General features: G+C 43.7%; 19 protein-coding genes. 4 read left to right on the top strand and 15 right to left on the bottom strand.

All coding sequences use genetic code 11. The features are described from left to right. Nucleotide 1 precedes the first annotated feature (1 nt). From AC0YN7_RS07715 to AC0YN7_RS07675, 9 genes are all read right to left on the bottom strand, one after another. On the bottom strand, nucleotides 2–1,645 hold the full coding sequence (locus AC0YN7_RS07715; RefSeq protein WP_475809375.1) for a response regulator: 1,644 nt from the start codon (nucleotides 1,643–1,645) through the stop codon (nucleotides 2–4). Nucleotides 1,646–1,658: 13 nt separating this feature from the next. Beyond that, nucleotides 1,659–3,812 carry a hypothetical protein gene (locus AC0YN7_RS07710; protein ID WP_475809374.1) on the bottom strand — a complete coding sequence of 718 codons (2,154 nt, stop codon included), beginning with the start codon at nucleotides 3,810–3,812 and terminating at the stop codon, nucleotides 1,659–1,661. 88 nt (nucleotides 3,813–3,900) lie between these two features. Next, nucleotides 3,901–5,598, bottom strand: a complete 1,698-nt coding sequence (locus tag AC0YN7_RS07705) for a glycoside hydrolase family 71/99 protein (RefSeq protein WP_475809373.1) — start codon at nucleotides 5,596–5,598, stop codon at nucleotides 3,901–3,903. A 54-nt stretch (nucleotides 5,599–5,652) separates the two neighbouring features. Further along, complete coding sequence (locus tag AC0YN7_RS07700; RefSeq protein WP_475809372.1) at nucleotides 5,653–7,650, bottom strand: FG-GAP-like repeat-containing protein; 1,998 nt, start codon at nucleotides 7,648–7,650, stop codon at nucleotides 5,653–5,655. 29 nt (nucleotides 7,651–7,679) lie between these two features. Next, on the bottom strand, nucleotides 7,680–8,813 hold the full coding sequence (locus tag AC0YN7_RS07695) for a Gfo/Idh/MocA family protein (protein WP_475809371.1): 1,134 nt from the start codon (nucleotides 8,811–8,813) through the stop codon (nucleotides 7,680–7,682). A 21-nt stretch (nucleotides 8,814–8,834) separates the two neighbouring features. Further along, nucleotides 8,835–10,610: a type 2 periplasmic-binding domain-containing protein gene (locus tag AC0YN7_RS07690; RefSeq protein WP_475809370.1), complete on the bottom strand. Its 1,776-nt coding sequence runs from the start codon at nucleotides 10,608–10,610 to the stop codon at nucleotides 8,835–8,837. Nucleotides 10,611–10,695: 85 nt separating this feature from the next. Continuing rightward, complete coding sequence (locus tag AC0YN7_RS07685) at nucleotides 10,696–11,583, bottom strand: carbohydrate ABC transporter permease (RefSeq protein WP_475809369.1); 888 nt, start codon at nucleotides 11,581–11,583, stop codon at nucleotides 10,696–10,698. Between the two features lie 14 nt (nucleotides 11,584–11,597). Further along, complete coding sequence (locus tag AC0YN7_RS07680) at nucleotides 11,598–12,500, bottom strand: ABC transporter permease (RefSeq protein ID WP_475809368.1); 903 nt, start codon at nucleotides 12,498–12,500, stop codon at nucleotides 11,598–11,600. Between the two features lie 279 nt (nucleotides 12,501–12,779). Further along, a complete protein-coding gene (locus AC0YN7_RS07675) occupies nucleotides 12,780–13,565 on the bottom strand; it encodes an alpha/beta hydrolase (RefSeq protein WP_475809367.1) in 786 nt (261 codons plus the stop codon). Between the two features lie 216 nt (nucleotides 13,566–13,781). Here AC0YN7_RS07675 and AC0YN7_RS07670 point away from each other — a divergent pair, with 216 nt between their 5' ends. Next, nucleotides 13,782–14,762, top strand: a complete 981-nt coding sequence (locus tag AC0YN7_RS07670) for an aldo/keto reductase (protein ID WP_475809366.1) — start codon at nucleotides 13,782–13,784, stop codon at nucleotides 14,760–14,762. A 166-nt stretch (nucleotides 14,763–14,928) separates the two neighbouring features. Next, nucleotides 14,929–15,414: a C40 family peptidase gene (locus AC0YN7_RS07665; RefSeq protein WP_475809365.1), complete on the top strand. Its 486-nt coding sequence runs from the start codon at nucleotides 14,929–14,931 to the stop codon at nucleotides 15,412–15,414. Nucleotides 15,415–15,977: 563 nt separating this feature from the next. On the opposite strand, the gene AC0YN7_RS07660 is transcribed toward AC0YN7_RS07665, so the two are convergent. Next, nucleotides 15,978–16,592: an ATP-dependent DNA ligase gene (locus AC0YN7_RS07660; RefSeq protein WP_475809364.1), complete on the bottom strand. Its 615-nt coding sequence runs from the start codon at nucleotides 16,590–16,592 to the stop codon at nucleotides 15,978–15,980. Nucleotides 16,593–16,730: 138 nt separating this feature from the next. On the opposite strand from AC0YN7_RS07660, the gene AC0YN7_RS07655 reads away from it, so the two are divergent. Both AC0YN7_RS07655 and fabV read left to right on the top strand, forming a co-directional pair. Next, nucleotides 16,731–16,940, top strand: a complete 210-nt coding sequence (locus AC0YN7_RS07655) for a small, acid-soluble spore protein, alpha/beta type (RefSeq protein ID WP_475809363.1) — start codon at nucleotides 16,731–16,733, stop codon at nucleotides 16,938–16,940. Nucleotides 16,941–17,123: 183 nt separating this feature from the next. Next, nucleotides 17,124–18,314 (top strand): enoyl-ACP reductase FabV, encoded by a 1,191-nt coding sequence (gene fabV, locus AC0YN7_RS07650; RefSeq protein WP_475809362.1) that lies wholly within the window; start codon nucleotides 17,124–17,126, stop codon nucleotides 18,312–18,314. Between the two features lie 57 nt (nucleotides 18,315–18,371). Here fabV and AC0YN7_RS07645 read toward each other — a convergent pair whose 3' ends face one another. From AC0YN7_RS07645 to AC0YN7_RS07625, 5 genes are all read right to left on the bottom strand, one after another. Continuing rightward, a complete protein-coding gene (locus AC0YN7_RS07645) occupies nucleotides 18,372–19,004 on the bottom strand; it encodes an HNH endonuclease (protein ID WP_475809361.1) in 633 nt (210 codons plus the stop codon). Between the two features lie 71 nt (nucleotides 19,005–19,075). Beyond that, nucleotides 19,076–20,509: a lincomycin efflux MFS transporter Lmr(B) gene (gene lmr(B), locus AC0YN7_RS07640; protein WP_475809505.1), complete on the bottom strand. Its 1,434-nt coding sequence runs from the start codon at nucleotides 20,507–20,509 to the stop codon at nucleotides 19,076–19,078. Between the two features lie 52 nt (nucleotides 20,510–20,561). After that, nucleotides 20,562–21,146: a TetR/AcrR family transcriptional regulator gene (locus AC0YN7_RS07635; RefSeq protein ID WP_475809360.1), complete on the bottom strand. Its 585-nt coding sequence runs from the start codon at nucleotides 21,144–21,146 to the stop codon at nucleotides 20,562–20,564. 161 nt (nucleotides 21,147–21,307) lie between these two features. Next, the gene (locus AC0YN7_RS07630; protein WP_475809359.1) at nucleotides 21,308–21,931 is read right to left on the bottom strand and encodes an FMN-dependent NADH-azoreductase; all 624 of its coding nucleotides are present in this window, start codon (nucleotides 21,929–21,931) and stop codon (nucleotides 21,308–21,310) included. Nucleotides 21,932–22,089: 158 nt separating this feature from the next. Beyond that, nucleotides 22,090–22,752, bottom strand: coding sequence for a response regulator (locus AC0YN7_RS07625; protein ID WP_475809358.1), 663 nt, complete (start codon nucleotides 22,750–22,752; stop codon nucleotides 22,090–22,092). Nucleotide 22,753 lies beyond the last annotated feature (1 nt).

Below are 22,753 nucleotides of genomic sequence, written 5' to 3'. Positions count from 1 at the left end.
TCTACGCTTGCTTTTGATTGACTTTATCCCGGTATTCTTTCGGAGTAAGGCCAGTATATTGTCGGAATATATTTCGGAAATAAGTTTCATGGCTATAACCTACTGCAATGGTTATATCGTACACCTTCCGATCCGTTTCCGTCAGGAGCTGTTTCGCGGCTTCTACACGGGTACAAGTAATATACTCTAATAACGTCCCTCCTGTTTCCTGCTTGAACAGCGAGTTCACATAATTAGGACTATAGTGAAGAAAATCTGAAATTTGTTTGACGGTTAACGGCTCCTGATAATGCTCTCTAATGTACGCTTTCACCTTGGCGACGATATTGCCAGCTTGTGAACCCCTCTTTGCTTGTATCAGACTTAAGGCAAAATTCAGATAAGTTGTCAGCTTATCTTTGGTATCCCCAATGCTTTCACAGCGAATAGATGAATCCCATTGAATGGAGGCATTGCTAAATTCCGCAGAAAGCTCCGGATTCCATTCTTTAAGCAACTCTTGGCAATAGAGAACCGTCGCGAAGCACAAGTTGCCTGCAGATTCAGGAGTTATTTTTCGTTTCGTGTAAAACCAACGTTCTACATATAATTCGGCCTTTCCAACTTCTCCGCTCAAAAACAGCGCTTTCAAGTCGTTACGGATACAGCCCAAAATATCCTCATCGTTATCGTTATCCATTTCATTCCAATCTTCAACATCGTTAATACTGATCATTCGACCATAACCGATATTGAACTTATGTGATAATGCTCTTTGGGCTTGCTCGTACTTGACGGGCACCAAGCTTAGCAAATTGACAGAATTGCTCACTCCTATAGACAAACTTATATCCTCTACTTCAAATCTGTTAATGACTCTTTCCGCGGTCTGATAGCTTTGATCCAATAGCTTCTCCATTGTTATTCCAAGAGGATAAGACAACAGAATCGCCCACTTCCCATCTGCAGTTCCGCACCATATACAAGCAGAATCGCACAGAATGTCTTCCATCCATTGAGAAAATTGCAGCAATCGCATCTCCCGGTACTCAACCGAATCATTGGCAAAGGTTTGCTCGATCCTATCAATCTCTGCCGCCATAACCACATAGTGACCTTCCATCAAAGGAATGGAGTAGAACGAGAGCTTCTCCCAAATGGACTGCTCCTCCTGCTCGCGGAACGTTCCATAGAACAAGTCTCTTGTCAGCTTCTGAACAAGAAGCGGCAAGCTTTCATTTAATAGATTCATTAGCCGCTTCTCTTCTTCCTCCAACAGACAGTGTTTTTTCCTTGCCTCAATGATATGTCCCAGCTCTGCAATCAGTTCATCTTCTACGATTGGCTTTAGAATAAATGAAGATGCGCCAAGATGAATCGCTTGTTTCGCATATTCGAATTTGTTGTAAAAGGTAAAAAAGATAATATGGATTTCGGGATACCGCAGCTTGATCTGTTCTGCCAATTCCAAACCATCCATAAAGGGCATCTCGATATCAGTCAGTATAAAATCTGGGCGCTCACGTTCAATGGCTTCCAGCGCCTCATAACCGTTGCTCGTTTCCGCCATTACAACCAGATCCAACGAAGAACCCTCCACAATGTCTTTAACGTTCTCTCTCTCTACAAAAAAATCATCAACAATCAACAGCTTAAACGGTGGCATATACATCCCCCTATCAGGAGTGGTGTGGAAGCAGCTGGTACAGTTTCGTTTCATGCTTAGCTAGATGTACAATGAATCGTTCGGCTGCTTTGGCTATAGTCACACCCGTAAAGGCATCGCGTACATCACAAATTAATGGCAAATACAGTATTTTGTCCCCCTTACTTGCCGCGTGAATGCACAGAAAATGGGCATTTGCGTGAACAACATCGTCCGTATGCGAATAAATGTGTACACCTTCTCTTTGAGCAATCGCACGAAGTAACCCGGAAGGCAAATCAGGTGCGGAAGAGTAATAGACATTACCCTCTTCTTTGCTCTTTACGGCAAGACCGCAATACGCCGTATTTTGAAGTTTTCCCAGTTGAACGGCCTCAGGATCATCAATTACTATGATTGGGCTGATAGGCTTGTTCAAGCCGTAGCATACAAGTTCAGGCTCAGAGTTCGGAGTCTCTATATGGAACCAATCACCCGGAGCGTATTCTACAGCTGCACAGAGATGGTTCGTTACTATCGATTTTAATCTAAATCCAGTTAATCTGCTTATGGATTCAATGTCAATAGCGGATTGATTATTCGTCACAATACCCGGACAATATGTCCAGCAGATACTCCCTCCTTGTTCGATAATTGCATTCACTTCATCAAACAAACTCTCAGTATGGTGGATTACGTTAAGAAAAAGAAACAACTTGTAAGATTTCTGGTTGAGTTTACAGAGATCATCAACATCATAGATGTCATATGGTGCGCCTAACAACCCCAGACCCATACGTTGCATATAAGTCCAAGAATTCGCCAAGCTAGTTTCCGGTCTCAATTGGGCATATGCTTTCTCGTCAATAATTACTGCTATTTTAGCATTAGAGCCTCGGTCGCTATAACTTAGGGATTGCTCGCCTAGTCTTTGGAAATGTTGCATAAGGTTCATAATCGCAGGATCAGCATACCATCCCCCCCACATATCGAACCACCACTGCCCTACTCCTGAGGTCAAGCAGCGGCCGAAATTTTTTATCAATAATGAAATCGATGTTTCAAGCTTGTCAGGTCCTTCCCATACCCCGCCTTCATACTTGCCCGGTGGACATATAGACGGCCTAGCCACCTTTAACGGGGTAGTCAGATGGGTTCGGGTGTCGCACTCCATCCACAGCATCTTGCCGTGAAGCTGAATAGAACCTGCAGCCGTCATAAAAGGCCAGTCAATACCCGGTCTTCTAACTCCCAAATAGCTGTTGGGACTGCAAAAAAAATCAATAGATGTCTCTCTCAATAACCGCCTCATATCATGATGGCCAGCTCTTGGATCAGTAATTTCCATAGCATAACCGTAAAAAACGCCCACAATTAATCGGTTTTGAACAGCATTTTTAACAAGTCTGCTGAAATAGAAAATAGACTCCGAAACTGCCTCGTTCAAAAAAAGTCGAAAGTCAATCCTATTCTTGTCCTGTGTTGGATCAAGAAACACATCTTTCGATTCTTTTATGTCTTCTGCTCTAGCTGCAGTGATACTGCACGTATTCGAGACTCCCACGTCATATTTCCGGTTCAGCCATTCATTGAACGATCGTTCAGCAGCTGTTCCGTAATCCGCATTCGGCCAGCCGTGATAAGCCCACTCTTCTGTCCCACCGGCACAAAGCTGATAACCGATGATATGGGAAGAATGGAAAACATGTAAATATTCAATAATTTGAAGCAATGCCTCGCCCGCATCCTCCCGCCAACGAAGTGAGGAGAAGGACTGCCTCCTTGTTATCCCATTCGACAGCTGATTCAGCTCATCAGGGTATTTATCCTCCCACCATTCCGGCATATCCAGGTGAATGCGAGGGAAGATCAGTGCTTCTGGATCTGCCTGGAGCAGCTGTATGACATCACTTTCCAATGGTCCAAAATCCATTTCATCAGGTTGATCCCACAGCCCTTTGCGGAAAGGACCAATTCCTGTATCCGAATTTATTCCTCTGCCAGCAAGATATACCGGAATGGAATACATATGAATGCCTTGCACGGCAAAATCCTCATAACAGGCATGCTCATTCAAATAGGTGATATAGGCATTGACGCAGCGCGGCTCGCCATTTAGAAACAAGGTTGCAGCCCCGCCATAGTTTTTGATCTCAGTAGTGATCAGAAGCTTATTCAATAGCTTCACCACTCTCCTCTCATAGTAAAAAGGGGCAATAATTTCTCCAGTCCAAATAAAGCGAATGGAGAAATCATTGCCAGCTTAACTCTCGTTATTATTTCGTCCTAATTTGTGGATCACCGATCAAGAAAGCGTCGAAAGCTGTTGTAGCGCTATCCCCCAATTCTTCTCTTCCCCATCCTACCTTAAAGGATAGCTTTACAGATTTTCCGGAATAGGCCGCCAAATCAATTTTCACTTGATCCTTCCATCCAGCCTCGCCAGTTATCCATTGATAAGCAATTTCTTGCCCATTTACAGAGACTGACAGCGTAACGCCATCACTTTCCGGCCTCACTTTTCCTGGATAATAAGTCAAGTACAGCTTGTTAGATTTCGGCAGCGTCAAGTCAACCGAACCCTCTGACCAGCCCACTGTATTCATCCAAGCGGGGTGAACTTTGAACCCTTTGCGTTCAGTTCTCAGTGCCCCCTTCGGCATCTGTTCAAACATCGGCATTAAAGCTCCCTTTGTAATATCATGAAACTCGGCTCCATTTGTCAGGGATGATGTCGTTTCCCCGTTGTCCAGCAGCGTTCTGTAGCTCCAGCTGTCATTTTGACCCTTGAAGTCTTCGACCCAGGTTTGAAACACATCGATCGCGAGCTTTGAATCCTTTGGCTTCTTCTCATCCTTATAAGGCTTCCCCGTAAAATATTGTTCTGGCACTACAATGACAGGCTTATGATGAGGAGCTTCATATCGTCTTACCATTTCTCCGTTCTCGTATTGGAATAACTCTTCACTGCCTTCCAAGGAGTAATAGAAACCCTCCAGGAAACCCTGTTTCAAGCTTGCATAGCCTTGCGTAATTTGCTGGTACCAATCCGGTGTCGGATTTCCATGAGCATCTACCCAAGGCAACACGTTTCCATTACGGGGAACAATCGCTTCAATCCCTGTTTCTTCCCCATGATCATTGAAGGAGGCGATCACGATCATTTCCGGATTGCGTTTCACCGCTTCCGTCCATAAATCAACGTAGAGTTTGCCGTTCTCCCGATCAATGGGAACCGTTCCTCTTCCCACATGGGCCGTATCCCAGCCTGGCATGACGCCTACCACCTCTTTATTGGGAACATACTGATCAAACACCCATCCCCATAAACCGGTATCCGGAGCAACATTCGCACCTTCAGATGTTGAGCCTGTCGCCCATCGAACGGTGAAACGGTCGTCATCCCATTGATAAAACCAATTCCGGGTCGTGTAATCAATTAGAAGAGGTTTTCCTTTCCATTGATAATAAGAAGGTCTATGCGCATAATCATCGTAAATCAAGTTAACCTCCGTCATATGCGCCTCCACACTGTTGCCAGCATATTGACCCGCTCCAATCGCGAAGCAAATTTTTGGAGCGGTTCCCTCCGGCATGCTTTCAACAACATCAAATATAGCCTCTATGTTTTGCGCAATATTTCCTCCATCGGCAAAATGACTGTTTGTATCATCCAAAATGATATAATCAATGCCTGCTTGCTTAATCCATTCCATGTGAGTTCGAATGATTGTAGGATCGTCTGATGCATAGTCCCCCAATACAGGCTTGTATCGCGTCCAATCCTGCCAATGGTCCACATAAGGCGCTTTGTCGTCCCACCACACGGTGTACCAAATCCCGATCTGCGAATTTAAACCACCTTTTTTACCTACTTTCGGAAAGGCGTGCTTCTCAGGCTGCTTCGGAGCTGCAGCAACGCTGGCGCAAAAAGAAATCATAATGCACAAGAAAGAGATCATTACTTTTTTCATAATAACGTTACCTCCATTCATATTGTTCCTGCATATAAAATCATTGCGTTGCGACTATTGCATTGCGAGCCAATCGTTAATGTATTGCTTGGTTAAATTCCAATACAAGTCGGGGTTAAGATGACCCAAGGCATCCAGCCACTTCTCGCTTGGAGATTCAAGCAGGCTCGTATCTGCCGGTTGAACAGCTGTCTCTTCTGCAAACTCATTAAAAGAATTAATAACTACCATGCCGGGATCCTCTTGAAGCACGCGATTCCATCCCATTTGGCTATAGAACCCGCCTCGTATACCGTTATACGTTCTGGAAACGGTATAGCCGACATTATTATTTTGTCCTGGCATGACAACCATAGCATCAGGATTAGCCATCGACCCTTGCGGATAACTCCATCCCAGGTATAATCCGTAATCGTTCGCCGGTGGTGTACCTTCAAACGAAGAACCAGCTTCCCACGGTACTTTTCCCTGAATCCATCTCACGGTAAAGTGATTCGATTCCGTTTTGACACCGTTCCATTGCTCCCATTGCGTCCGGTCCCCATACTCCGCATAGGATACAATCAACGGTTTGCCATTGAGATGATAGTAATTCTCCTGCCCGCCATAAAGAGGATGATTGGCGAATTCATCCCATACAATAGCGCTTTCATCCTCCATCGTTGCAGGAAGATGGCTGCTTTGCATGGCCCCGATGGCTATCGCGTACCTTATAGGACGATTGTTGCTATTGGCATTCCATAGAGCGATTCTACTGGCTAGTACTGCAGCCCTTTCTTTAATGTAGCCGTTGTCTACATTGATTCCGTTTGTCTCATCCAGAATAAGAAAGTCGATTTTCGCTTCTGAAAGCATGGCAAGGTGCTCGTCAATGACGGCTGGATCAGCACTGTCATAAGTCGTGTAGCTTCCATTGGTTCGCGGCAAATACTTAATGGGTCTTCCGCTCGGCAGCAATCCCCCTTCCCATGTGTTCAGCAGGTTTGGCTTGAAATAATAGTCGTCAGCAGGCATTGCTTTCCATAAGCCCGTATTGAAATAGAAGGCTATTGGCGCTGCTTTTCCAGTTCCATAAATATCTGCCAACCATCTTCGAGAAGAGCCATTGCCGTGGCGAAGCTTCCACTCCTGTCCAGCAACAAAAGAGTTACCACTTGATAACGCTCTATGCCAATTTCCATTAGGACTACTGTTATCAAAAAAGACAACAGCATCTGCCTTCCCGTCTCCGTCCGTATCATTAACCAGTTGAGAAGAGGAGCCGGAACCAAAACCGATCTTCCATTGGGAATAACCCAAAAATCCATTGGCTCCATTCGACAACGCTACCCACCAGCTCCCAGTTTGGTTGAAAAACACGATGGAATCATCACTCCCATCGCCGTTTACATCAGCAATAAGCTGGCTTTTGGAGCCCACACCATGTCCTGTGATCCACTTGCTTGCGCTGCTGAATCCTCCCCCATTGGAAAGAGATACCCACCAATCTCCGCTATTGGCGAAGTAAACGATGGAATCGGATTTCCCATCACCATTCACGTCACCCATCATTTGTTTATCAGAGCCTACCCCATGTCCCATGTTCCATCTTGTATAAGAGCCGAAACTGTTTCCATTTGATAGCGCCACCCACCAGCTTCCGTCTTCTTGGAAGTAGACAATGGAATCTGATTTACCATCACCATTGAGATCCTCTACAAACTGGCTTTTAGAGCCGGTCCCATGCCCCATTATCCATGTAGCAGCCGCATTGAATCCGTCCCCGTTCGATAACGCGACGGACCACGTGCCATTAGAATTGTTGAAGATTACCGCATCCGCTTTACCGTCGCCATTGGCATCCCCTAACAACTGATTAGATGAGTTCGCTCCAAGAAATTCCGACCAAAAATAGGCTCCCTTTTTGGCGTACCATGTGCTGTACCATATACCTACTTGAGGAGTTGCCGAATTGGCATGAACCCGCTTCATCGATGACCCATGCATGAAAGAAATCGCTAATACAGAAACCAGAAGCAGTATCAACAAAGGTTTTCCTCTTCTGTTTCTCATTACATCCATCCCTTCCTTCTCAGTGGTGGTCAATCTATTAGCTGAAATGTTCCCGTCCGGGCAGACTCTCTAGCTTTCAGGCATAATTGAGCGCTTAGTGTTCCTTCCTGCAGGGGAGTTCCGGAAACAGCCCTTCCTTCCATTAGCGCAATGAAATTTTGTGCTAGCGCCGCATCCCCCCCTCCATGTGAAATATGGCTTGTGTTCATTTGATAGGTTTCAACTCTCGATGTATGGTGCATATACACCTTCAGCAGATCAGTGCACCAATCAAATTCGATTGTTCCTTTATACCCCGCAAGTCTTGCCCCTCGACTCCCCGCCTGATTGCGAACGAAAAAGTTCTGTGAATAGGATACGTGCATGCCGGATTCATAACCAATAAGTGCACTGCCGGAATCTTCATTTCCCGTATCTTCCGCGAAGCAGCAATACTTCCATGTGGACATGACATGATCTTTGCTGAAACGGACCGTGCTGTCGGGGCAGCTCTGTTGCTCTTCGCAGTCGCTGCATTGCAATCCAGCCGGTTTGGTTCCTTTGAATATTTGTTTGGAGGTCATTGCGCTAATTCTAACAGGCCGCGAATCCACTAAGTAATTGATGTAATCAAAATCATGAGTCGCTTTTTGTAGAAACATTCCGCCCGTTTCTGCTTCATCTCTATACCAATGTTGAAAATACACCCCCCCGTACGTAACGTTGTTGACCGCCTGAACATGCTCCACTGTTCCGATTTTTCCGGAGTCAATAATCTCCTTTGCCAATTGCACTAGAGGGGTATGGCGAAGAGGGAAGGAAACAACAACATTGTTTCCCCATTTCTCTTCTAGCTGCCGTAATCGGTTCAAATCTTCAAGATTGGTCGCAACCGGTTTCTCTAAATACACTGGAATCCCTGTCGGTATAGCCTTCATCGCCATTTCGGTGTGAAGTGAGCATCTAGTGCCAATCAAGATACCATCATAAGGACCATTCTCCAGCATCTCTTCAGGAGACTCGTAGAATCGGATGTTTTCCAATTCATGAGAATCGAGCCCTTCCTTAATTTCACTATGACGTACATCTGTAATGGCCGTCACTCTGCAACCCGATTCTATGGCTTTTATTTCTTGGATGACTTCTGAAATACGTTTTCCATACCCAATGACACCTAGTTTCATCTCAACAACCTCTGTTCCCTGTTATTTTCCAAGTGAAATTTTAAAGAAGGGCTTCATTTCTTCGATTCCCGCATCGTACTCGCCTTTTTCGTTAAAATCCTTCACCAGCTCATCCCACATTTTATTGAATTCATCCCCATTTTTCGAAATGAGTAATTGAGCGGTTTTTGTTGTACGGAATGTATTCCAATAATATTGAGAGGTTTTATTCGAATTAACGCCGCTAGATGGAAGCACAGTACCATCAGGGCTTAGCTTGCTCTTCCCTGCAGTTGCTCGTAAATCTCCCCAAGCATCGAATTTTGGCGGTGACTTGCGATATAGCTTGTTGTTATAGAAGGTTGCAGGCACTGTCAGAAACGCCTTGCTTGAATTGTTAATTCCGTAATATTCAGCGTTGCGTCCATTAGGGGACGTCGCATCGCCATCAAGGGACGCCATAAGCTCCTTGTCTTTGAACACACGTTTGCCATCGATTTCTTCATAGAGCCCTGCACTTTCCGGACCCCAAGCCGTTAGCTCCATCGCTTCTTCCGTCTGAAACCAATCGAAATATTTCAACAGGCGAGGAACGTCTTTAAAGCCTTTCTTAATCAGAATATTAGAGAAGCCAGCGGGATAAGCTGCGTCGATATAGGAAGGATTTCCAGTTTCCAGCTCATACTGCGACTTTGGCCATGGAATGGGACGAAGTTCATATTCGGGATTAATTGCTTTCAGATTTTGACGAGCCGCATTAAAGTCAGGGGTAAAGAATGTTACGGCTACTCGACCTGAAGCCGTTTTCTCCTGAAGCTGTTCCGGCTTTTGAATGAGATAATCCTTGTCTAGAACGCCATCCTTGAACCATTGATGAAGTCGAGAATAATACTCTTTCATGTAAGGGTTATTGATCCAACCCGTTACTTCGCCCGTGCCTGGATTAGCATAATAACCGCCATTCGGCGCATAGATTTGACTTAAGTGATAGGCGCCCCAATCCGGAAGCTCCAATGGAATAACCGATTTTCCATTCTCCTTTAAATCAAGAGCCTTAATGTCATACAACAGCTTCTCAAACTTCTCAGGCGTGTCAATTGCAGGTTCCAAGACTAAATCGTCATAGGTGAGCTGGCGGGGAGTGGCATCCAGCTCGGCTTGAAGATCCGCCACCTTTTTGAACGAATAGCCCAGCTTTGTCAAAATATCTTCTCTCACGAAAAGGTTTTGAGCGAACGGCGACCGGTAATGAATATCACCTTCCATTAACGCTTTCACTTCTGGATTAGACTGATCCGCCATGGCATTGGTTGGCAGAGCAATCAGCTTTTCATTTTGGGTGAGCATATTCCAGCCTGTATCGGATACGAATTTATCTGTATGAACCAGCAAATCCTTGTACGGAGTCAAATCCTCGAAAGCACCGGTTGCGTACAATACAGATAGATTAGGATTGTCAGCCAACACAACATCCGGTAAATTGTTCGCAGCAATGAGCATATTGATTCTTTCAACCGGACTGGTTCCAGCGGAGAAGATGACATCCTTTACTTTAATATTGAACATTTTCTCTACTTCCGGTGTTACGACATCATTAGGATTGTTATAGCCGAGCGGAGCCGTTGGATGGATCGTATCGAGAAAGGTGTACTCCAACAGTTCTTCCACTTTCTCATCGTCTTCCATCTTACTGCTTTCCACTGGAGCTGCAGTTTGTTCCGGTTTCTCATTTTCGTTGCCACCTTTTGAACAAGCAGCTAAAATTGAAAGCGTTAGCATAACAGACAAAGCAAGAGCAACAATACGTTTTAACTTCATTAATGATGACCTCCTGATTGATTTTTTTGTCTATATCAACGGTTCTTATGAAAGAAACCGGCAATACCTTAACCCTATGACAGCTTTAGCCCTTCACTGCCCCCAGCATCATGCCTTTGACAAAGTAACGTTGCATAAAAGGATATATGAATAGAATAGGCAATGTCGATACCATTAAGGTTGTCATTTTAATTGCTTCCGAAGAAATAGATGATTCGTTACCGTTCTGCGACATCCTCATAATTTGTTCCACCGTCGTCGCCTGCGATTCAAGAATGATTTTGTACAGTAATGTCTGCACCGGCAATAAGTCCTGCTTGGTCACGAACAGCAGTGCATCAAACCATGAATTCCAATGTGCAACGCCGGCAAATATGGAAAGTGTCGCTAATATGGGCAAGCTTGACGGTAGTATTATTTGGAAAAAAATTTTTGCCTCTCCCGCACCGTCAATTGCAGCCGATTCCTCCATCGACTTCGGTATTTGGTCAAAAAACACTTTAGCTAGCAGCATATTAAATGTGCTGAACAGCGCAGGAAGAATATAAACCCAGAAGCTATTGGTAAGCCCCAGCTTTACGACAACCACATAAAATGGAAGCAACCCTCCACTGAAAAACATTGGAATCATAAAATAAGTCAAAAACGTCTTTCTCGCAATCAAATATCGCTTAGATAACGCATAAGCAACCATCGTAGTAACGATTACATGGGCAATCGTTCCTATAACCGTACGTGCGACAGAGATAAAAAAAGCGTTCAATATACCGCTATTCGTCAGCACGACCTTGTAATTGTATAATGTCGGCTTCACAGGGTATAAGGTCAAGGTTCTTGCCGATGAGGCCACACTGTCGCTTATGGAATATAGAAACACATATAAAAATGGATAGATCATGACCAAGCATAGTACGGCCAGTAACATATAGTTTATTATCGAAAACATTTTCTCTCCCCGTGAGTAGGTTTCCATTCCTTATCCTCCTATTACAGCAATCTTGTATCATTGATTCTATTCGAGATGATATAACCGATCACGACTAGTGTAGCGGTGATTAGCGAGCGGGCAAATCCAATTGCCGTTGCATATGAAAACTCAGCCATTTGTACACCCGTGCGGTAAATATAGGTATCAATGACGTCAGCCTTAGACTGGACAAATCCGTTCATCAGGTTGAATACTGCTTCGAAATTAACCGTAAACAGCGAGCCTAATGATAGAACGAATAATATCGCGATCGTAGGCAGTATACATGGTATCGTTATCGAGATCATTCTCTGAAAGCGATTAGCTCCGTCCACCATAGCGGCACTGTGCAGCTCAGGATCGATACTAGTAATCGCTGCCAAATAAATAATAGTATTCCATCCCACGCTCTGCCAGATTGAGGTGATTATGAGAATAGCCCAGAAATAATCTGGATTTTGCATGAAATGGATAGATGAAAAGCCTAGCTTCATCAGGATCAGATTAACGATTCCGCTCTCCGTTTCCAGCAGCCGATATACTAAGCTGGAAATAAACACCCATGTAATGAAATGTGGTAAATAAGTTATGGACTGCATCACTCTCTTGACTTTCGTATTTCCGACCGCATCGATCATAAGGGCTAACAGAATTGGCGCAGGAAATCCAAACAATAACATCAGCCCTCCAATAAAGAGAGTATTGCGAAGTGCGTTGAAAAACTCAGAATCCATCAAAAAAGCTTGAAAATGCTCCAACCCAACAAATTCTCCGCCAAAAAAACCGTCCGTTACATGATAATCTTGAAACGCTATGACTAATCCAAGCATCGGCGCATATGCGAACAAAAACACTGCAACCGCGCCAGGCAGCATGAACAGAAAAAGCATTCTCTGTTTCCAGACGTTATGCCATAGTCTCAATTTCATCCCCTCCTAAAGTTCTACTCTGTCTCTCATGTTCAGTATAGAGTCCAGAGGAAGGTAAAAACAGACAACAATCCACCGATTTCCAGTCACATTACACTGAATTGATAACGCTGTCACAACGATCCCTGTTGAGATGTAAGCTGCAAATTACGCAACAAAAAAAGGCAGGCTCACAGCTTTCGCTAGTGAGACTGCCTCATTATCAATTTCATAGAATAGCTTCAATCTTCTACTTCATATTAGAAATAGTACAATTTGCGGTGTTACTACCTATTATTCATGCTTCAACTGCAAGCTCTGCAAGAAAAGCTGAATGTGAGTATCCCAGTATCCCCATTCATGAGTTCCCGGTCCTTCTACATAGGTAAGTGGATATCCCGCTTCCAGACAAGCATCTCGAAATACGATATTGTCTTCGTACAAGAAGTCTTCGGTTCCACAGCACTGGAATAGCTCCGGCTTTGGCAAATCAAGCTTTGATTGCTTCTTTAGCACATGAATCAGGTCATCATCTGATCCCTCGAGTTGTTTATCTCCATATATAAGCTGGTACAATCGACTTCCAAGCGCATTATCCGTACGTTTGGTATGACCGACCATATCTAACGCCCCAGACAAGCTGCATGCTGCGGCAAAACGATCTGGATGCCGAAGCGCCCATTTGAAAGCACCATATCCTCCCATCGACAAGCCTGCAACAAAATTATCTTCGCGATCGTCTGATAGAGGAAAGAAGGAGCGTGCGATTGCTGGAAGCTCCTCCGTAAGGAAAGTCCAATATTTATCACCGTATTCCATATCTGTATAGAAGCTCTTATGAACATTCGGCATAATGACTGCTAATCCCAGCTCAGCTACATATCTTTCGATAGATGTTCTACGAGACCATATCGTATCATCATCAGATAACCCATGTAATAGATAAAGCGTAGGATGCAGCTTGCGTGTGCTGCTATTTTTCAAGCCAATTTGAGTCGAAGTTTGCTGCGGCAATATAACGGTCATAGACGTGCTAAATCCCAATGCTTCAGAGAAAAAGTTACAAGTAATCAATGCCAAGGTTTCGTCCTCCTAAGGATTGTTTTTAATAGTATCTCCTAAAATGTAGCATCATTATGAAACGCATGCAATTAATTGGGCCATCTCTATCGAAAAAGATAGTAGAATTCCCCTCAAGGGTAGTTAGTGAACTTTTTTTCAGTGCTTATATGAAAAGCAATAGAGAGGTATAATAGTATCCGTCAGAAGAAGTTAAACATTCACGGAGGGTTAATCATGAGAACAATGCCACTTGAGCGTCGCGGAATATCAAACAGCCGTTTAGCACTTGGCTGCATGGGTCTCGGCGGAAGCTGGGATCGCAGTGTCAACTATACTAAGGAACATGTTCATCAAGCGGAGAGCGCCGTTGAGGCAGCACTATCAATTGGAATTACTATGTACGATCACGCGGACATTTATACGGCAGGGAAAGCAGAATCCGTATTTGGTCAAGTCCTAAAAAATCAGCCTAAGCTGCGTGAGCAAATCATTATTCAGTCCAAATGCGGCATTCGATTTGCAGAAGGTGATATTCCAGGTCGGTTTGATTTTTCTAAGGAACATATTTTAAACTCGGTGGACGGTATTCTTAACCGTCTTGGAACGGAATATTTGGACGTGCTATTGCTGCACCGTCCTGATCCTTTAATGGAGCCAGATGAAGTTGCAGAAGCATTCACAAAGCTGAAGCTTTCAGGTAAAGTACGTAATTTCGGCGTATCTAACATGAGCCAGGGACAAATCCGCTTCCTGCAGCGTTCTTTGCCGGATCCGATTGTCGTTAATCAGCTCGAGATGAGTCTGCTACGTCACGACTGGGTTAATCAAGGCATACATGTGAATCAGAAGGCTGGTCTTACTGATAACTTTGCCGAAGGACTTATGGAGTTCATGCAAATGGAAAACATTCAGATTCAGGCATGGGGGCCGCTCGCCCAAGGCAGATTTTCCGGTAAACTATCCGCAAATGCTAGTGAAGCTGAAATCAAAACGGCAGCTCTTGTGAAGCGATATGCGGAGGAAAATGAAACGACTCCAGAAGCTATTGTGCTAGGTTGGTTAATGAAGCATCCTGCCCGCATTCAGCCTGTGATCGGCACCGTAAATCCAGAGCGTATTATCGCTTGCAAGGATGCTGTACGGCAATCCGAAATGCTGACAAGAGAGCAATGGTATACACTGCTCGTAGCTATTAGAGGGGTAAATATGCCGTAATTGGCAATGCAAGCCCAAATACATTAATATTTTTTCATTTTTTTCTCATAAATGCTTATTTCCCCTGTCATACTGTACTTTTCGTTCTCATACGCGAAAATAGCTGTTTTATAAGTATGTTATAGTCATATTTATAAAACGAAACGCGGAGGGACATCCTGACAGCATGAGAAAAACTAACCTAATGAAATCAATTGCCAAAGCAGGCATATGTAGCGCGATCGTATTGTCGGCATTCACATTTGGACCATCAGCAGAGCAAGCGCACGCAGCAACACCACAAACCTTAAGTCTAATATCCACAGGCAAAACCTTTTTAGGTACGCCATATAAGTTCGGTGCACCAGCAGGCGTTACATACGCTTTTGATTGTTCTTCATTCACACAATATATATTTAAAGCGATTGATGTAAATCTTCCTCGCACTTCCTCAGCGCAAGCTACAGTAGGCAAGAAGGTTGACAAGGGATCTTTAAGCACGGGTGATTTAGTGTTCTACAATACAAACGGTAAATCTATTAGTCACGTAGCGGTTTATGCGGGAAATAACCAGATCATTCATAGCTCGAGCAGCAAAGGTGTCAGTATTACGAGTATGAATTCCAGCTACTGGAAAAGTAAATACGTAACGGCTCGTCGAGTCACTAAATAAGTGAATCAAGCTTAAACGGCTACACTACCATCATTTGTGATGTAAGCTCATTACACCGATAGGTAAGAGTAAAGAAGCAGCTCTCGTATATACGAAAGCTGCTTCTTTTTTTTCTTACCGCATGCTTGATAATTAATCAGTATAACGTATCTGAAACCGCAAATGATTACCTAGCATTCGTTATGACTCTCCCTTTGTTTGGCGTTACGATAAATATCACCATGAAAGTACTTATTCATCATCCGGCTTGAAGCCAATACAAATTAGTTCTACATAGTGAAACTAATGAGAGTCATAATCGAGATAGAGATGATTTAGTTTCAGATATTGCACCTAATCCACCCCAAAGCAGATCCGAATCGAGTTAACCTAGTAATTAGGTTCATCCCTTGACACTAAATCGCTGCTAACCCATTTGCGGCCTCATTTAATTTCAAATACTGAAACTATCTTCAAATAGCAAATAAGGTACGGACTTTTCAAATAAGTTAGCGGACATAGCAAATAAGGGGTCAGCCGTAGGAGTCCCTGTTGCTGCTTAAACCTTAATGCTGACCACCATGTTAGCCACAATACCCTGGTCGATCATTCCTGTAATCCTCATTAGCGACCTTCAACCAATGCTCACTTCGTCCCTCTGTGTAGAGACTATCCTTTCGTTTACATGCGACACCTTCGAGACGCAGTTTTTTTATGAGCTTGAATAAGGAATACCCTTCTTCCTCAATGAATGGCATTTTATGAAAAAAAGGATTTGTGTCTATAACCTCATCCAGCAGCTGCTTGCGCTCAATTAACGGTCTCTGGCGCAAATCTATTCCATCATAATAAAGAATATCAAAAACATAGTAACGTACAGGCAATTGAGCTGCACCTTCACGAATCTTAGGTTCCTTCTTCATTCTAAATCGTTCAATCAATGTTTTAAATTCCATTTTCCCTGTGATCGGATTCAAGTATGCGACCTCACCATCGAAAATCACATCAACAGACTGCTTAACGGGTATCCTGAGCAATTCCGGATATTGCCGAGTTACATCATTATTATGTTTCGTATATAAACGAGCCCGGTTACTAATAAAAGATAACAACAGCCGATGTCCATCTATAATTGGTTCGTATATATACCGTTCATCATTAAAAGGCTTGTTATGCCTCATCATTTGCATTGGTTTCATAAACATTTGACCGCCCACTTCCGTCTAACCATTCTAGCATGCAAAGAGTAAAAAAAACTTCGGTAAATTTAGGTGGAATTAGCGAATAAACCAAAACGTAATTTGACATAATAGGGTCAAGAAGGAGGATGAGAAAAGATGGCAAACCGAAGAAATCAACTTCTTGTACCACAAGCTCGCGCAGCATTAGAGCAATTAAAATTCGAGATCGCTCAAGAGCTGGGCATTCAACTTCCGCAAGACGGTTACTACGGTAATATGACTACACGTGATATGGGGTCCATTGGCGGCTCCATTACTCGCAGATTGGTTCAAATTGCTGAACAGCAATTCGCAGGACGTCGTTAATCCTTCATAATAAGCGCCGAGGCAGTTACTCAACTGTCTCGGCGCTTTTTGTATTTTTTAATAAAATGTCTGTTTTTTATAGCTGTACCTTCCCTTTATGAATGAAAATCGGTAAAATGTAATAGAGTTAGTCCGCTACATACTATGAATGATGAATTCCACTAAAGAAAGGAATATTCCAATATGATTATTCAACCAAAGACTCGTGGCTTTATTTGTACAACGGCGCATCCAGAAGGCTGCGCACTGCAAGTACAACGTCAAATCGATTACGTAAATGGCAAACCGGCAATCGAAGGACCTCGCAACGTTCTTGTCATCGGGGCTTCTACCGGCTACGGATTAGCTTCACGAATCGTCTCTTCCTTCGCTGCAGGCGCTAATACAATTGGCGTATACTTTGACAAAGCGGCTGAAGGTGCTCGTACAGCATCTGCCGGCTGGTACAATTCAGCGGCATTTGAAAAGGCAGCAGCAGAAGCTGGGCGTAAATCATACAGCATCGTAGGCGACGCGTTTTCTGATGAAATTAAGGCTAAGACAATTGATCTGATTCGCGCAGAGCTTGGAACGATAGATCTTGTCGTTTACAGCGTGGCTTCGCCGCGTCGTACGCACCCTAAGACCGGAGAGACATTCTCTTCTGTCATCAAACCACTAGGCGGAACCTACACTAACAAAACGGTTAACTTCCATAGCGGCGAAGTTTCACAAGCTACAATTGAGCCCGCAACGGAAGACGAGCTTCGTCAGACTATTGCTGTTATGGGCGGCGAAGATTGGCAAATGTGGATGGATGAGCTGGAGAAAGCCGGCGTGCTGGCTAAAGGCGCGACAGCTGTCGCTTATTCCTATATCGGCCCGGAAATAACCCATGCTGTATACCGTGAAGGTACAATCGGCGCGGCGAAAAACGATCTCGAAGCAACGGCACACCGTCTGAATGAACAGCTAGGCGCTCACGGTGGACGAGCATTCGTGTCAGTTAATAAAGCGCTAGTTACACAATCAAGCTCAGCTATTCCGGTCGTTCCTCTCTATATCTCCGCTCTATATAAGGTCATGAAAGAAAAGGGCATTCACGAGGGCTGTATCGAGCAAATGTACCGTTTGTTCTCCGAACGTCTATATGGCGCAGGTAATGCTGCAGTTGACGAGAAGGGTCTTATTCGTGTAGACGATTGGGAGATGAGACCAGAAATTCAAGCTGAGGTTGCCAAGGTTTGGACTGAGCTTTCTACAGATAATGTTTATAATTTATCTGATCTTGAAGGCTACCGCCGCGAATTCTTCCAGCTGTTCGGCTTTGAAACAGATGGAATCGACTACGAGGCTGACGTCAACCCCGAAGTAGATATTCCAAATCTACGTTAATCTTTAATAACAAAAAAAACGCTTGATGACCGAAATAATGGTCACAAGCGTTTTTTATTATCTATTCATAAACGTATTTAAATCCTTATCTGCCTTTGATTGATTGCATGCATTGCAAGCACAAACACAATTGATTGGAGTCGTATGTCCGCCCTTCGCTCGCGGAAGCATATGATCTATCGTATCGCCAGGCTCGCCGCAAAAATAACAAGTATGATTATCCCGATCCAATATATACTGTCTGAAATCCTTGTTACTAAACAAACGGCGGATGGTATGGCGGTTAACAAGGACTGCTGCCCGTTCCTTCACAAGCGTAACCGCCAGCTCCAATTCGATCTCTTGATGCCATCTTCTTCCCTTGTCCGTACGCCCTCGCATCCAAATCATACCTTGACGTGTCGTCCTCAAATATACGGAATCATCGGGCATTTGAGCAGTTGACGTTGTGAGTTGTTGCTGCTTCTTCACCATTACTGAGGCTCGTCCACGTGAAGCCTTTGGTTCCAAAGCCACCGCCTGTGTCTCATTAACACCGGTAATCATTTTCTTCTTCCGGCAATCCCTGCACGCCCCACGACGTGCGCCTGGACTCGATCTCCGCCCTGTTCGACGTAAAAAATCGGAAACAGCCTTACTTTCCTTACAGTAAGAGCATTGCTTATATAGTATTGGTTCAATGTCGCCCATCAGCCATTGCGGGACGTATTCCTTTCAACGCTCCCGCTTCCGTCCCCTCAAGCTTTTCTTCTATTGTACCATTATTTAACGTTAACTCGCTTGATAAAGAAAGCGACAATCAGACCAACTATTGCAACAACCATTGCAAATATAAAAGCGTTCTGAATACCTGCTGTCAAAGCAAGCGGAGCATTAGCTGGATCAACCGGATTGGCTACGCCTTTCATATAGCTGGTCGTACCCGCAGTCATAATACTTACAGCAACTGCCGTACCAATGGCACCGGCTACCTGCTGCAATGTATTCATAATAGCTGTACCGTCTGGATAAAGCTCACGCGGCAATTGATTGAGACCATTCGTTTGAGAAGGCATCCAAACCATTGATATACCTATCATTAGGCACGAGTGCAATACAATAATTAATGCGATTGTCGATGCCGTTGTAATTCCTGAGAAAAACCAAAGTACGGCAGCTACAATAATGAGTCCAGGAATAACAAGCCATTTTGGACCATATTTATCGAATAGTCCACCCATGACAGGAGACAAAATGCCATTTATCAAACCACCGGGAAGCATGATCAAGCCTGCTGTAAGAGAGGATAAACCAAGCCCCTTAATCAGATACATCGGTAACACAAGCATCGATGACAGGATAACCATCATACAAATAAACACCATCAATGTTCCAACGACAAACATCGGGTATTTGAAAGCACGCAGATTCATCATCGGCTGTTTCATTTTCAATTGACGAATAGCAAAAATAAGGAGTGCCAATAGACCAATAATCATGGATAGCACAACCTTACTGCTCCCCCAGCCGCCTTCACTTTCACCAGCACTGCTAAATGCAAATACGATTCCGCCAAAGCCCAGAGTTGAAAATAAAATGGAGAAAAGATCAATTTTCGGCTTTGTAATCGTTGATACATTTTGCATATAGACAGCACCGAATAATAAAGCAGTAACTAAGAAAGGCAGTGACAGCCAAAAAATCCAATGCCAGCTGAGGTTTTCAATAAGAAGTCCGGCCATTGTCGGTCCAATCGCTGGTGCCACCATTATAACGAGTCCAATAATGCCCATCGCAGCTCCGCGTTTCTCCGCTGGGAAAATAATGAGAATGGTATTGAACATAAGAGGCAGTAAAAGCGCAGTACCAACTGCTTGAATAATACGGGCTGCCAAAAGCACTTCAAAACTTGGCGCCAACGCGGCTACTAACGTTCCGATCACGGAAAAAATAAGCGAGGTTATAAACAACTGCCTAGTAGTAAACCATTGCAATAATAATCCCGAAATTGGTACTAGAATACCAAGCGTCAACAAATATCCAGTAGTTAACCATTGCACAGTTGGTGCTGTAATATTAAATATTTCAATCAAATCACTTAATGCTACATTTAACGCCGTTTCACTGAACAATCCGATGAAACCGCTTATTAGCAATGAAATCATTATCGGCATTACTTTATACTTCTGTCCTTCTTTTACTTGCGATCCCTGCATAGCTGCTTGCAAAATCTCCACTCTCCTGATGTCTTTATCTATTCATAACTTCTCAAAGAGTAGGACACTTATTAATTAAATAAGGCATACACTTTGATGCGGTTACTAGCGGCTGCTTGTCCTTATGCGTCTGAGCAAGTATTAGCGCTCCTTCAAGCAGTGACACAATCACATTACCTATCTCCATCGCACGATTAGCTTCCATCCCTGTTTGCAGCAATCGTTCCGATATGACCGCTTGCCAAGCATAAAATACATCCTGGCCTGCCTTTCTGAGCTTTTCACTTATTGATGACGTCTCAACCGCCAGCCAAAAGCTATGCGGCATAAAGCCCTGATAGTCAGATCTTTCCACATCATCAGCCAAATCCTGAGTAAAGGACTGTACCGCATCGGCAGGATCATCAAATTGATTAAATTTACTTATCCATTTCTCGACAACGAAATCTTTAACACTAGCGATGCACTCTAGTGCAAGCTCCTCTTTGCCTTGCGGAAAATAATAATACAAGGATCCCTTGGGACAATCACTCTCTTTAATAATTTGACTTAGCCCGGTAGCATGATAGCCCTGTGTGAAAAAAAGCTTGGATGCAGTCTCCAGTATAGCTTGACGAGATTTTTGCTTTTCTGACATTTGCTCACCTCAAAATTATAACGATCGGTCTATATAATAAAACCATTTTTCAGCTTCAAAAGTCAACGATTAATTTTTATCAATTACTTGAAGTCGACAGAAAGAGGCAGCCCACAGATTATGGGCTGCCTCTTCCTTTATTAAAAAGCTATATCATTTATTTAGAAACCAACAGCCGCTTTTTCAGCTTGTTGAACACCTGTTGCAATAAGAGTTTCCGCTTGATCCGGAAGCTGATTGTGACCTTCGACGATGATGCTCTCGAATTGTGTTACTCCGAAGAAGCTCATAATGTTTTTGATATAATTGTATGACATTTCTGCTCCAGCAGCTGGACCTTCTGAATAAATACCGCCGCGAGCGTTGAGAAGTGCTACTTTTTTATCAGGAATTAGACCGACCGGACCCTCAGGTGTATACTTAAAAGTTTTTCCTGCTTCGTAAATATAGTCGATATAGGTATGCAGTACAGCCGGAATTGTTAGGTTCCAAAGCGGGAAGCCAAATACAACTTTGTCTGCAGCTAGGAATTGATCGATATATTTGCCTGCTACATCAGCTGCCGCTTGCTCTTCAGCTGTTAGATCATAGCCTTTAGCTGCTTTAAACTTACCGTTAATCATGTTCGCATTCATATAAGGAAGTTCCTCTTGGAACAAATCTAGCTCCGTAATTGTATCCTCAGGATGACTTTTTTTGTAGCTGTCAAGAAAAGCTTGATATAGTTTTACACTAACTGCTTGCTCTCCTCTATCATTCGCTTTAACAAATAATACAGTACTCATTATTTTTTCCCTCCATGATGTATACTTCACTTTTAGTAAGCTTCTTTATTATATAAAGTTATCAATGAGAGAGCATCGGTATATAGACTGAAAAACAGACTAAATAATAACTCCTTGGACGGAGGCTAGTCTTACGACTATCGTCTTAGTCAATTTATTCAATTCATTTTCAAAGCCTGAACCGCATATAAAGCCGCTTGTGTACGGTCGACCACATTTAATTTACTCAAAATGCTGCTTACATGCGTTTTCACCGTTTTCTCCGCAACCGTTAATGAAAGAGCGATAGCTTTGTTGCTCATCCCCTTTGTTATTAACTGAAGAACCTCCAGCTCCCTCGGTGTCAGATCAGCTAATGATCCCTCGCTCGTATGAACTCCCTCAACCTCCACCTCTGACACAGGTGCCAAATGCGAAAATAGAGCTGTTGCAATGTCTCGATGAAGCTGAATATTCCCTTTATAGGCGCTGCGAATGGCTTCAGCTAACTGATCCGGTTCGACATCCTTTAGCATGTAGCCAATCGCGCCAGTTTGTAAAGCCGGAATAATATGACTCCGATCGGAGAAGCTCGTCAGCACCAATATCTTGATCTCTGGGTTTTGCTCGGCTATGATTCGGCTAGCTTCGATCCCATCCATATTGGGCATATTTAAATCCATCAGTATAATATCGGGGTGCAGCTCAGCCGCTTTTTCTACAGCTTCCCGCCCATCGTGAGCCTCGCCGACCAGTTCAAAGTCTGGCTGCATGCTTAGAAAGAACGAGAGACCTTTTAACACGATTTGGTGATCATCCACTAATAATATTTTTATCGCCACT

The sequence above is a fragment of the Paenibacillus sp. J31R122 genome (assembly GCF_056269185.1).
The sequence above is the reverse complement of the archived record's forward strand: the minus strand, read 5'-3'. Positions and strand labels throughout refer to the sequence as shown.